Genomic DNA, 11,741 nt, shown 5'->3' with positions numbered 1-11,741 from the left:
AGATGAGCGGATCAGGAGGAATGAGCACGACGACGGGCGGGCCGCCGTCGTGCTCACGCCTTGCGCCGGGGCGCGATTACTCGGACAGGACGATCTGGTTGAAGACCTCGTCGTTGACGGGGCTCACCGGGTAGGACTCGACGCGCGGGCTGAAGCCGAGCGACGGGGCCGGGTGGGCGAGCGGGAGCACGGGGAGGAAGTCGACGATGTCGGCGTTGATCTCCTCGTACAACGGGGTCTGCTCGTCGACATCCGGGATGCCGCGGGCTTCGGCGAGCTTGTCGAAGAGTTCCTGGTTCTCGAACCCGAAGTCCTCCTTGGGTGTACCGAAGTGCACGCCGACGAAGTTGTCGGTGTCGTTGTAGTCACCCGTCCAGCCCAGCAGGTGGATGCCGTGGTCCGGGCCGCCTTGAATGCGGTCGAGGTAGTCCGGGCTCCACTTGTTCGGCTGCGGATTGACCGTGATGCCGACCTCCTCGAGCTGCGCGGAGATATTGGAGAAGACCTGCTCCGGGGTGGGCATGTACGGGCGGGAGACGCCGGTCGGGTAGTTGAAGTCGATCTCGAAGCCGTCCTCGTAGCCGGCCTCGGCGAGCAGGTCCTTCGCCTTCTCGGGGTCGTACTCGTACTCGGTCACGTCGTCGTTGTAGCCGTTGACGGAATCGGGGATGAACTGCAGGGCCGGCTTCGTGCCCTCCGGCAGGGTCTGCGCGATCAGCGCGTCCTTGTCGATCGCGTGCGCGAACGCCTGGCGGACCTTGATGTCGGCGAGCTCCTCGATCTCCTGGTTGAAGCCCAGGTAGAGGATCGTGAACGGGTCGCGGGCCATGATGTTGAAGCCCTTGTCGGCAAGGGACGCGGTGTCGGCGGGGGCGACGAGGTCGTAGCCGTCGATGTCGCCGGCCTCGAGGGACTGGCGGCGCGTCGTCGGGTCGTCGATGACGCGGAAGATGATGTCCTGAACCTGGCCCTGCTCGCCCCAGTAGTCCTCGTAGGCGGTCAGCTCGATCTGCTGGCCGTTCTCCCAGGAGACGAACTCGAACGGGCCGGTGCCGACCGGGTGCTCCGTCGCGTAGGAGGAAAGGACCGGCGCCTCGGGGGTGCCGGAGACTCCGTCGGCGTCGTACTCCTCGAGAGCCGTCGGGGACTGCATCGCGAAGGCCGGCAGCGACAGGGCCGCGATGAACCCGGCGAACGGTTCCCGGAGGTTCACGGTCGCCGTCAGCTCGTCGTCCACGGCGCAGGACTCGTAAACGGCGTTCTCCGGGCTGTCGGCGAAGCCCTTGAACAGCGAGTTGTAGTAGTAACTGACCGAACTGGCCTGCTGGACGCCTTCCCAGTTGTACCAGCGGTCGAAGTTCGCGCACACGGCCTCGGCATTGAAGCTGGTGTCGTCGTGGAACGTGACGCCGTCCTTGAGCTGGAAGGTGTAGCTCAGTCCGTCGTCGGACTGCTCCCAGGACTCGGCGAGCAGCGGCTCGGGATCCGGCGTTCCGGCTTCGACGCCGACGAGCCCCTCGAAGATCTGGCGGGAGACGCGGAACGATTCGCCGTCGGAGGCGAACGCCGGGTCGAGCGAGGCGGGGTCGGCGGAGGCGGCGAAGATGAACGTCGAGTCGACGTCCCCCTCGGCGGCGGCGTCGTCGCCTCGCTGGCTTTCGGCGCAGGCTGAGAGGGCGAGCGCGCCGATCGCGAGGGTCGCGGTCAGAGCCGCAAACCGGCGACGCGGGCGACGCGGGCCGGTGGTGTTCAGGCCATCCATGGTCATGGCATCTCCTGTAGGTCGAGTCGATCCACCGCGTTCCGGCGAAGCGGATCGCGGCGACCCCGTGATGGAGGGGGTCTGGGTCCGCCTCGCTGGTTGTGGCGACCGGGCCCACCCCGAGCCTAACCCCAAATTGTGAAAGACATGTGACATAGAACATGTGAGCCGGAGATTCAGATCACATTTTCCGACGCAAGCTCAGCCGATCCCGAGCAGCCTCAGGCCGGCAGCCGTCGCAGCCCCGACGATGACGACGACGAGGAACGGCGCCCGCAGAAGGAGGGCGATGGCCGCGGCGACGAGCGCTCCGATCCGGGCATCGAACGCGATTCCGGAGCCGGAGGCGAACGTGTTCACCGCCGTCAGGGAGGCCAGCAGCCCGATCGTGACCGCGCCGGCGACGTGCACGATGCGCGGGTTGTCCAACAGTTTCGCCGGCACCAGGTATCCCACCAGTTTGATGGCGTAGGCCGCAGCGCAGGCGGCCAGCACCCAGAACCACAGGCTCGTCGAATCGCTCATGCGCGCTCCCCCTCGGGATGGGTCTCGGCATCCGCCGACGTCGTCATCCGACCGGACCCCAGCCATCCCCAGACGCCGGCGACGATCGCCGCGATCATGATGGGAACCCCGGAGGGGACGACCGGGACCGCGAGGATCGTCACGACGGCCGCCACGACGGCGAGCGCAATCGGGTCGCGGCTCTTCAGCCGCGGCCACAGCAGGGCGAGAAACGCCGCCACGGCCGCGCCGTCGAGTCCCCACGCGGCGGGGTCGCCGAGCGCGTCGCCCAGCACGGCGCCGAGGACCGTGAAGACGTTCCACAGGGCGAAGACGCCGAACCCGGTCCACCAGAATCCGCGCTTGGCCTCGACCAGCTCCGTCTGGCCCGCGGCGACCGCAATGGACTCGTCGATGGTCACGTGCGCCGCCAGCAGCCGGCGAGTCTTCCGCGGGCGCAGCATCACGTTCATCTGCATCCCGTAAATCGCGTTGCGCACCCCGAGCAGTGAAGCAGCCCCGAAGGCCGCTGCCCCGGCACCGCCGCCGGCGAGCACGCCGATGAACGCGAACTGGCTCCCGCCCGTGAACATCAGGGCGCTGAGGGCCATCGTCTGCCACAGGTCGAGACCGGCCGCGATCGACAGCGCGCCGAACGAGATCCCGTACAGACCCGTGGCCACGGACACCGAGAGGGCGATCCGTACCGCGGGCGTGAGGAAGGTTAGGCGCATGCCTCCAGTTTATGGTCCAGGAACTGCCTAATCCGCCCCGGCACATCCGAGGTGAACTCCGTCACCCCAAGTGAGGCCAGAAATTCGACGTCCTCTTCGGTGTTGACGGTCCAGACCCGCGCGCGCAGCCCGCGCGCGACCCACCGGCGCACGGCCTCTGGGTGCTCGCGCGCGTACGCGACGCCCGGGCCCGCGATGCCCGCCGCGCCGGCGTCGAGGTGCTTCAGCGCGCCGAGGTGCACCCGACGCATGAGGTAGCGCACCGCGTTGCGCGTGATCAAGCCGAGCCCGCGCGCCTTGTCCTCGTCGAGAACGGAGAGCAGCTGGCACAGGTGGTATCCGGGGACGGTGTCGAGCAGGTAGTCGATCGCGTCCGGGTCGAAGCTCATGAGGGAGACTTTGATGTTGCCGATCCGGGAGGTCTCCGGGTCCCACCCCTTGCGCATCAAAACGGTCAGGACGGACTCCTCGAGTCGCCGCCCGAAGGGGCTCGGGTGCTTCAGCTCGATCGCCAGCCCGAGCGGCCGCTGCGCGTGCAGCATGAGGTCGATCAGTTCCTCGAGGGTCACGACCTGCTCACTGGCGGCGCCGTACTGGTCAGGAATCCGCACGCCCTTCCACGAGACGACATCGAGCCGGCGCAGCTGAGAGAGCGTCTTCGACGCGACGGACCCCGACCCGTTGGTGGTCCGTTCGAGGCTGGAGTCGTGGAAGCAGATGGGGATCTCGTCCGCGCTCAGGTGCACGTCGCATTCGATTCCGTCAGCGCCCTCGGCAAGCGCGTGAAGGTAAGCCGCCCGCGTGTGTTCCGGGTACGTTCCACTGGAACCGCGGTGCGCATAAACCGTGTACATGCCCCTACCGTACGTTCGCTGAGGGCGTCGCCGCCCGACCTGCACGTGAAGTCGCGGCGAACGTCGCGTGAGTTCTGGGCGAGAGTCGGCGGCTACTCGCCGGCACGACGACGGCGCTCGGCTTCCAGCTCGCGCTCGACGTCCTCGATCGCCCGGCGTTCCGAGGCCTGATCGACGACCTCTGCGGGGATGGTCTCGGGCAGCGTTCCGAAGGCGAGCTTGGAGGCCTCGATGACCTTCCTGCCGAGCAGGTGATTGCCGACGCCGCCGATGGCGGCTCCCACGCCAAACGGGACGAGGCGACCAAGGGTCGATGCGCCCTGCGTAGCCAGGACGCGGCGCAGGAATCGCTTCTGCATCTTGGCGGCGATACCGCCCCAGAGGCCACGCTGGCTGGAGGACCCGAAGACGGCGCCCCAGCCCTGTATGGGGCCAGCCCCGCGGCCCGCGACCTGGTGGGTCAGCGCGGAGATCATGGAGGAGCCCTCATCACCCATGACCACTGCCATAACGAGGGCGCGCGCCTTGTCGGGGTCTTCGACGGCGATGCCGTGCAGCTCGGCGAGCGACTGCGCGTACAAGGCGCTGGCCTCGAGGAACCCGACCGTGGCGGCCGCCGACAGCCCGAGGGACGTCACCGTGCCGATCCCGGGGACTGCGGCGGTGGCGCCGACGGCGGCGCCGCTGCCGGTCACGGCGACGCGGTAGTCTCGCTCGATGATGCGGGCGATCTCGTGCGCGCTCGCGCCGGGGTGCCGGCGGCGCACGTATTCGAGGTACTTGATGACGAGGGGGCGCTGAACGCCGAGGGCTTTGATGATGGCGCCCTGCAGGCCGGCGACAGGCTTACCGTCGGGACCGAGGACGACGTCCGGGAGCTTTTCCTTCACAAGGCCACTCTAGGGCAGCCGCCCCAGGATCGGCAGGGGCGCGCTAGCGCGTCTCGATGTCGACCCAGACGAGCCGGTGGTCGCTGCTGCGGACCGGGTTCATTCCGACGAGGTCCGCGCCGGGCTGCCCCGGCGCCGGCCAGAAGACGCCGGAATCTTTCACCTCGAGGGTCGCGGACGGCAGCACATAGTCGACGCGCATCGTGCCTGTGGAGCCGCCGAAGTCAGCCGTGCGCAGCGAGCGCGAGCGATAGTCCTCGGACTGCGGCGCCTCCCCTAACAGGAAGGCCTCGAGCGTGGGGCGCACGTTGGCTACCGGGCCGCGCGAGCTCGGCTTCGGGTCGAGGATGTCCTGATGGGAGAGCAGGTTCATGACGGCCTTGTCGTAGGAAGCGCCGCGCTGCGGGTCGGCGTTGAGGTCGCCCAGAACGACGAAGTCCTCCCCCTCGTCCAGGCCGCCCTTTCCTCCGTCGTCGTCATAGATGTACTCGGCCGCTGCGCCACCCGTGACGTAGTCGGCGAAGAAGCGGATCTCGTCGTGGTTGCGGCGGGCGTTGCGCTGCTCGGGCCCATCGAACGCCGGGGGCGTCGGGTGGGAGGCCAGCAGGTGCACGGTGCGACCGTCCACGTCGACGGGAACGTCCCAATGAGACTTGCTGCTCAGGCGGAGGACGCCGCTGATGAGTTCCCCGTAGTAGTCACTCGGCAGGTTGTTCTCCGGCATGTCGGCCCAGCGGAAATTCTGGAACGTCCGGACCTCGTCGGTGAGAATCGGGTACTTGGAGTAGAGGACCATGCCGTACTGGCCCTCGAACTCTCCGTAGCCGAAGGCGTCCTCGGCGCCGCCGATCGTGCCGTCCTGGTTCAAGTCGGCACCGGTCTGGACGCCCGTGTTCGACGGCGCGACGTACGTGTACGGATAATCCTGGGCGGGCTGACCGTTCTGCGAGACGGCGAGGTAGTTGTCGTGGAAGAGACCGGCGGCCGTTCCATCGGCGTCGAAGTCGAACTCATTGACGAGCAGGACGTCGGGGGCCGTGCGCTGGATGACTTCGGCCACCGCCTGCGCCTGGGCATTGTTCGGGCTTGTGAGGTCGCCGATCAGCGAACCCTCGGCGTCGCGGAAGAGGGATGCGTTGTAGGTCGCAACCCGGACAGCCGACTCGCTCGTCGTCTCAGAGCCCACGATTCTCTCCTGCGACAGACGATGATCGGCCGGGGGGAAGGTCGCTGCGTGCGCGGGCATGACGGCGGACGCCACGAGGGCGACGGTCGTCACGACGGCGAAGGCCGCCCGCTTGAGTGAACGCATGGGACCAGCGTAGGTGACCGAGATGTGCTGCGACAGGGGCCAGCGTGCCTTGTGGGTTTTTCTTGTGAAGCAATTCACCTGTGGATGAAAAGTGGACCAAAGGCGACTTCCCCCGAATCATGCGGATCCCCGGGCCTGCGTGGTGGGTAGGCTCTCAGCAGCCGGTCAGGTGAGTCATACATTGAAAGGCATCCATTGTTGCGTGATCGATATGTTCCGTGACTTTGCCCCCGCATGGCTCGCAATCAGCCCCATCGCACGGACAAAAAGCCGCCGAAATGGACCCTCAGGAGACGACATGAAACCCACGCGCGGACGCTTCGTCGCGGTCGACTCGCTCGCCGAACTCAACCGCCGCCTCACCGCCGGAACCCGCGATCTGACCGGCTGGCGGCTCATCGGGCTCGACCTGCGCGGGTACGCCGACGTGCTCGCCCGCTGCGCGACGGGTCGCACGACGTTCGCTGGCTGCGATCTCGACCCCGAGGTCGCCGCGGAGCACACCCGCCGCGGCGCGCTGATCCTGCCGAACGTCGCCAACGCCCCCGTCGACGTGCACCGTTCGAGTCTCTACACGGCCGGGGAGCTCTACGACCACGACGTCTATTCGCGCAGCCTCGACGGGCGCGCCTTCGCCTGGCAGCAGACGGCGCAGGGCCCGCGCTCGACGATGGCACGCGCCCTGCACGACTACTCCGTGGACGCCGCCCTCGACCAGTGGAGCGCGGGCCGCGCCCTGGTCGGCGTCATGGGCGGCCACGCGGCCTCCCGCGGGGAGGAGGCGTACGACGACGCCGCCCGCCTCGGGCACCTCCTCGGCCGGACGTTCACGGTCGCCACGGGCGGCGGCCCCGGCGCCATGGAGGCGGCCAATCTCGGTGCGCGCCTCAGCGCGATGGGCGAAGACCGCCTGCGCGAGGCGCTGGGAACGGTGGCGACGACGCCGTCGTACCACCCGTCCGTGGACGCCTGGGCGGGAGCGGCACGCGAGGTGCTCCGGGACCCGGCCGTGGCGGCGGCGCCCGGCGAGTCGCTCGGCATTCCCACGTGGCACTACGGGCACGAGCCGCCCAACCTCTTCGCGACGGCGATCGCGAAGTACTTCCGGAACGCCCTGCGCGAGGCGATCTTGCTGCAGATCTGCAACCGGGGGATCGTCTTCCTGCCCGGCGCCGGCGGGACCGTGCAGGAGATCTTCCAGGACGCGTGCGAGAACTACTACGCGACCGAGGAAACCCTCGCCCCGATGGTTCTCGTCGGGCGAGAGTACTGGACCGAGCAACTCCCGGCGTGGCCGCTGCTGCGCTCGCTCGCGGCCGGGCGGAGCATGGAGGCGCACATCCACCTGGTCGACTCGGTGGAGGCGGCCGCGGAGGTCCTCATCACCTGATCGGCCGGGAGACGTCAGCGCCCGTAGTGGTACCGGCAGGACGCGATGCGCACCTCGTCGGCGAGAGCCTTGTAGACGATCCGGTGCTCGTCAGTGATCCTGCGCGACCAGTATCCGGAGAAATCGTGCTTGAGCGGCTCGGGTTTGCCGATACCTTCGTTCCCGTTGCGCATGATGTCTTCAACGAGCCGGTTGATGCGCCTGACCAGCTTTCGATCCTGCCCCTGCCACCAGAGGTAGTCCTCCCAGGCGTTGGCATCCCAGACCAGCCTCACGAATCAGTCTGCTTCGATCAGGCCGCGCTCTTCGCCGGCACCGGCCTCGAGGCGCTCGATCGAGTCGAGGAGCCGCCGCGCGTTCGCGGGAGAGCGCATGAGGTAGGCGGTTTCGCGCAATGACTCGAACTCGTCGAGGGAGACGATGACGACGGGCTCGTGGCCGGCACGGGTGATGACGACCTCCTCGCGGTCGTCGACGACCGAATCCAGCACCTCGGCATATCGTGCCCGGGATTCCGTGTAGCTCATCGTCTTCACAGCGCCACCTTTCTACTCTGTACAGAAAACTGTACGCCTCACCGCTTCCCGGCACAACCGCGCCGCGGACCGGCAGGCCCCGCGTCAGCCGGCGGGATCGAAGAACTCGACCCGGCCGTCGTCGTTCACGCGCCAGCCCGGGTTGTACGCGATCTCCCACACGACGCCGTTGGGGTCGGCCACATGCGCGTGGAAGACTCCGCCGAACGGGCCGTCCTCCGGCGGCGTCACCACGCGGCCTCCGGCCGCCTCCATGGCGCGCACGACGTCGGCCACCTCGCCCCGGGCGCCCACGTTGCTGGCGAGCGTGACGCCGGCGGCGGGCATGGCAGCCGCCCCGCCGAGGTCCTCGCCGAACTTCTCGGCGTCGAAGAGGCCCAGCACGGAGCCCGGGGCGAACTGGAAGAAGATGATCTCTCCGGGCACGTCGAGCAGCGGCTCCCAGCCGAGCCCGTCGACGTAGAACGCGCGGGCCGCGTCCAGGTCGGGTGTGGAGAGCGTGATGAAGTGGATGTTCTGGCCGAAGGCGGTCATGGCGACAGGCTACGCCCGATTCGCCCGCAGGTCTCGACATACTCCTACCGCAGATCCAGAATCGTCCCATGGCAAAAATAGACGACGACGCAACGTACCTGGCCGACTTCGACGGGCCAGCGCTGACCATGCTGACGGACCTGCGGGCGCTCTGCCGCGACGACTCGGTGGGCGCCGTCGAGGACGTGCGCTGGAACCAGCCCGCCTACATCCACTCGAGCGGGACCATCCTCTTCACGTTCTCCGGGCACGCCTCCCACGCGAACATGGTCTTCACCCCCAGCACCCTCGAGGCGTTCAGCGAGGAACTGGCCGACCGGAAGACCGGCAAGGGCTCCCTGCGCCTCCCCTACGACGAACCGCTGCCGGTCGACCTGCTCACGCGGATGATCCGTTACCGCATCGACGAGCACGAGCAGGAGGGCGTGCTCTGGAAGTAGGAACGGTCAGACGAGGCCGACACGGCGGGCGTGGATCGCCGCCTGCATCCGAGTGGAGGTCCCGGTCTTCGCGAGCACGCTCGAGACATGGGTCTTGACCGTCGCCAGGGAAATCGTCAGGTCGGCCGCGATCTGCGCGTTCGACCTGCCGCGTCCGAGACCCCGGAGGACATCGGTCTCCCGCGGCGTCAGGCCGACGTCCCCCGCAGCAGGTTCCGGCTCCGGCTCAGGCGTCGCGGCAGCCGCGAACTGCCGCAGCACCTGCCGGGTGACCTCCGGCGCCACGACCCCGTCGCCGGCAGCGACCCGGCGGATCGCGTCGAACAGGTCCTGCGGCTCGACGGTCTTGAGCAGGAACCCGGCCGCCCCCGCCTTCAGCCCGCCGAAAACGATCTCGTCGAGGTCGAAGGTCGTCAGCATCAGCACATCCGCTCCGCCCGCGGTGACGATGCGCCGGGTTGCCTCGACCCCATCTACGCCGGGCATGCGCGCGTCCATGAGCACGACGTCGGGGCGCAGCGCCCGCTCCTGCGCGACGGCGACGTCCCCGTCGGCCGCCTCTCCGACGACTTCGATGTCTCCCGCCATGCCGAGCAACAATCTCAGGCCCGCCCGCACGCTCGCGTGATCGTCTGCGATCAGCACGCGGATCACCGCCCCGCTCATGCCGCGCCCCCGCCGGGACCCGTCGTCGTACTGGGCACTTCGATCTCGACTCGCCATCGCCGCGCCCCGTCCCCGGCGGGGCCCGCCGTCATCACACCACCGACGGCGGTCACGCGCTCGCGCATCCCGATCAAGCCCGTCCCGTCCGCGGTGGCCGCGCCAGATTCCGCCAACCCGTTGTCCACCGAGAGCGAGACGGACTCCTCATCCGCAGTGACGACGACGGCGGCGTCCCCGGTCCCGTGTTTGGCCGCATTGTGCAGGGCTTCGCCCGCGGCGCGCGTCAGAGCGTGCTGTACGCGTGGATGCAGGTCCGCGGGCGGGCGGCCACGGTGGACGACGTCCAGGCCCAGCCGCTCGGCCCGGCGGAGCGTTTCGTCCCAGTCCGGGCCGGGCTCGGCCAGCAGGTCCGCAGCCGTCTCCTTCAGTTCCGAACCGCGCAGAAGGTTGACCATCGACCGCAGGGACTCGAGCGCAGCCACACTCGCGATGCGAATCGTGCCGAGGGCCCGACGGTCCCGCGCCTCGTCCGCGCCGCCGGCGAGCGCGGCCCCCGCCGTGAGCGCGATGGCGGAGATCTCCGCCGAGACGGTGTCGTGCAACTCCCGGGCCATGCCGCGCCGCTCCGCCTCGATCGCTGCGTGACGCTCGCGTTTGTGCAGTTCCTTCAGCGCCGCGTTCCGTTCAGCCTCCAGTTCGTCACGCGCGTACGCCTGCGGCCACAGCGGGTAGCCACGGCGAACCTCGGCCGCCCACCACAGCGGCATCAACAGCAGGGCCACCACGGTCACCCCCGCGCCGACCGCCGCTTGCAAACCTTGGACCGCCCCGGACGCGACGACGACGGCCGCGCAGCACAGCGCGAAGACGGTCGCGACCACCCGGACGGCCCGCGGTGACGCCCGGAGCCCCACGTGGTAGATCAGGTCCGCCACGCAGAGCCAGATCCCGACGCTGCCTCCCAACGCCACGTCCGCCATGACGATGGGGACGGTGGCCACGAGACAGGTGACGGGCCGCCGGTGCTTGCCGAGCATCGGCAGGGCCATGAAAGCCAGGGGCACCAGGTGCCACCACACGGCGGGCCGATCTTCCGGGGCCCACCAGCCGAAATTAAAGACGCCCGTCCAGCCGGCGGCCACGAGCAGACTGGACAGCGTCAGCGTCACGACGGTCTGCAGGTGTTTGCCGGGCAGCGGGGTGGCCATATCTCTATTCGACCACGGCCGGACAGCCCGCGCCCTCCGCCTTAAGGCTGACCGACGTCGTCCACCTCCCTCTTCGGGCCGATGCGCCCGCGAACAACCTGGCGCGAGAATGCAGGCATGACCGGTGTCGACCTGACTTTTCTCTCCGGCGGCGATTCCGATGCGCCGCTACTAGGCGTGCTCGCCCTGCTGGCCCTGCTGGACTCCACGAGCTTCGGCACGCTGCTCATCCCGCTCTGGCTGACTCTGGCACCAGGTCGACTGCGCGGCGGCCGGATCCTCGCCTACCTCGCGGTCGTCGGCGGTGCCTACGCGGCCATCGGCATCGCCCTGCTCGGTGCGCTGACGTTCGTCGGCGACGGCGTCGTGCAGTGGCTCGAGGGGGCCCGCCAATCCTCCCCGTTCCTGCTCGCGCAGCTGGCGGCGGGTGCGGGTCTGCTCGCCTACAGCTTCCGGATCGACCCGATGACGGAGGCTGGCAAGGCGGCCAAGCGTCAGCGTGAGGAACGGCGCGGAACCGCGGGACGGATGAACCGATTTCGGGAGCGGGCCGTCGGATCCGGCGCCGGGGGCTTCGGCGCGCTCATGGGGCTGGCCGTCGTCGCGGTGGGCCTCGAACTGCCGACCCTTCTGCCCTATCTGGCGGGCATCGGTCTGGTCGCCGGCACCGGGCCGGCCTGGCCGGGCAGCTCGGCGCTGATCCTGTTCTACTGTGCGGTCATGCTGGTGCCAGCGTGCCTAGTCCTGACGGGTCGACTCGTGGCGCACCGGCTCGTCGACGCTCCGCTGCGGCGTCTCGAGGTCTGGTTGAGCCGGCACGCCGGGGCGACTATCGGATGGGTCGTGGGGATCCTCGGGTTGCTGCTGGGTCTCAACGCCCTCGGTGGCCTGGGCCTGACATAGCGCGCTGG

At 69.0% G+C, this 11,741-nt stretch carries 14 protein-coding genes; 3 read left to right on the top strand and 11 right to left on the bottom strand.

Annotation, left to right across the window (positions count from 1 at the left end; all coding sequences use genetic code 11):
• Positions 1-76 precede the first annotated feature (76 nt).
• The 6 genes from EV380_RS14890 to EV380_RS14865 form a co-directional block, all read right to left on the bottom strand.
• On the bottom strand, positions 77-1,768 hold the full coding sequence (locus tag EV380_RS14890; RefSeq protein ID WP_423219033.1) for an ABC transporter substrate-binding protein: 1,692 nt from the start codon (positions 1,766-1,768) through the stop codon (positions 77-79).
• A gap of 195 nt (positions 1,769-1,963) precedes the next feature.
• A complete protein-coding gene (locus EV380_RS14885; protein ID WP_102158254.1) occupies positions 1,964-2,287 on the bottom strand; it encodes an AzlD domain-containing protein in 324 nt (107 codons plus the stop codon).
• Entirely contained in the window at positions 2,284-3,000 is a 717-nt protein-coding gene (locus tag EV380_RS14880; protein WP_130451773.1) for an AzlC family ABC transporter permease, read from the bottom strand. The genes EV380_RS14885 and EV380_RS14880 overlap by 4 nt, the downstream gene beginning before the upstream one ends.
• Entirely contained in the window at positions 2,991-3,854 is an 864-nt protein-coding gene (locus tag EV380_RS14875; protein WP_130451772.1) for a glycerophosphodiester phosphodiesterase, read from the bottom strand. The genes EV380_RS14880 and EV380_RS14875 overlap by 10 nt, the downstream gene beginning before the upstream one ends.
• Before the next feature lie 92 nt (positions 3,855-3,946).
• On the bottom strand, positions 3,947-4,744 hold the full coding sequence (locus EV380_RS14870) for a hypothetical protein (protein ID WP_130451771.1): 798 nt from the start codon (positions 4,742-4,744) through the stop codon (positions 3,947-3,949).
• A gap of 43 nt (positions 4,745-4,787) precedes the next feature.
• Positions 4,788-6,056 carry an endonuclease/exonuclease/phosphatase family protein gene (locus EV380_RS14865; protein ID WP_130451770.1) on the bottom strand — a complete coding sequence of 423 codons (1,269 nt, stop codon included), beginning with the start codon at positions 6,054-6,056 and terminating at the stop codon, positions 4,788-4,790.
• 298 nt (positions 6,057-6,354) lie between these two features.
• On the opposite strand from EV380_RS14865, the gene EV380_RS14860 reads away from it, so the two are divergent.
• Positions 6,355-7,446: an LOG family protein gene (locus EV380_RS14860; protein ID WP_130451769.1), complete on the top strand. Its 1,092-nt coding sequence runs from the start codon at positions 6,355-6,357 to the stop codon at positions 7,444-7,446.
• Positions 7,447-7,460: 14 nt separating this feature from the next.
• Here the strand turns inward: EV380_RS14860 and EV380_RS14855 are convergent, their stop codons facing one another.
• The 3 genes from EV380_RS14855 to EV380_RS14845 form a co-directional block, all read right to left on the bottom strand.
• Positions 7,461-7,721: a Txe/YoeB family addiction module toxin gene (locus EV380_RS14855; RefSeq protein ID WP_130451768.1), complete on the bottom strand. Its 261-nt coding sequence runs from the start codon at positions 7,719-7,721 to the stop codon at positions 7,461-7,463.
• A 3-nt stretch (positions 7,722-7,724) separates the two neighbouring features.
• Entirely contained in the window at positions 7,725-7,982 is a 258-nt protein-coding gene (locus EV380_RS14850; RefSeq protein ID WP_102158247.1) for a type II toxin-antitoxin system Phd/YefM family antitoxin, read from the bottom strand.
• Between the two features lie 84 nt (positions 7,983-8,066).
• The gene (locus EV380_RS14845) at positions 8,067-8,516 is read right to left on the bottom strand and encodes a VOC family protein (protein WP_130451767.1); all 450 of its coding nucleotides are present in this window, start codon (positions 8,514-8,516) and stop codon (positions 8,067-8,069) included.
• A gap of 68 nt (positions 8,517-8,584) precedes the next feature.
• On the opposite strand from EV380_RS14845, the gene EV380_RS14840 reads away from it, so the two are divergent.
• Positions 8,585-8,956: an iron chaperone gene (locus tag EV380_RS14840; RefSeq protein ID WP_130451766.1), complete on the top strand. Its 372-nt coding sequence runs from the start codon at positions 8,585-8,587 to the stop codon at positions 8,954-8,956.
• A gap of 6 nt (positions 8,957-8,962) precedes the next feature.
• Here EV380_RS14840 and EV380_RS14835 read toward each other — a convergent pair whose 3' ends face one another.
• On the bottom strand, positions 8,963-9,622 hold the full coding sequence (locus tag EV380_RS14835; RefSeq protein ID WP_130451765.1) for a response regulator: 660 nt from the start codon (positions 9,620-9,622) through the stop codon (positions 8,963-8,965).
• The gene (locus EV380_RS14830; protein ID WP_130451764.1) at positions 9,619-10,830 is read right to left on the bottom strand and encodes a sensor histidine kinase; all 1,212 of its coding nucleotides are present in this window, start codon (positions 10,828-10,830) and stop codon (positions 9,619-9,621) included. The genes EV380_RS14835 and EV380_RS14830 overlap by 4 nt, the downstream gene beginning before the upstream one ends.
• Before the next feature lie 117 nt (positions 10,831-10,947).
• Between EV380_RS14830 and EV380_RS14825 the strand changes: the two genes are divergently transcribed.
• Positions 10,948-11,733 carry a GAP family protein gene (locus tag EV380_RS14825; RefSeq protein WP_165391980.1) on the top strand — a complete coding sequence of 262 codons (786 nt, stop codon included), beginning with the start codon at positions 10,948-10,950 and terminating at the stop codon, positions 11,731-11,733.
• Positions 11,734-11,741 lie beyond the last annotated feature (8 nt).

The sequence above is a fragment of the Zhihengliuella halotolerans genome (genome assembly GCF_004217565.1).
Lineage (GTDB): Bacteria > Actinomycetota > Actinomycetes > Actinomycetales > Micrococcaceae > Zhihengliuella > Zhihengliuella halotolerans.
This window is presented reverse-complemented; position numbering and strand designations above follow the sequence as displayed.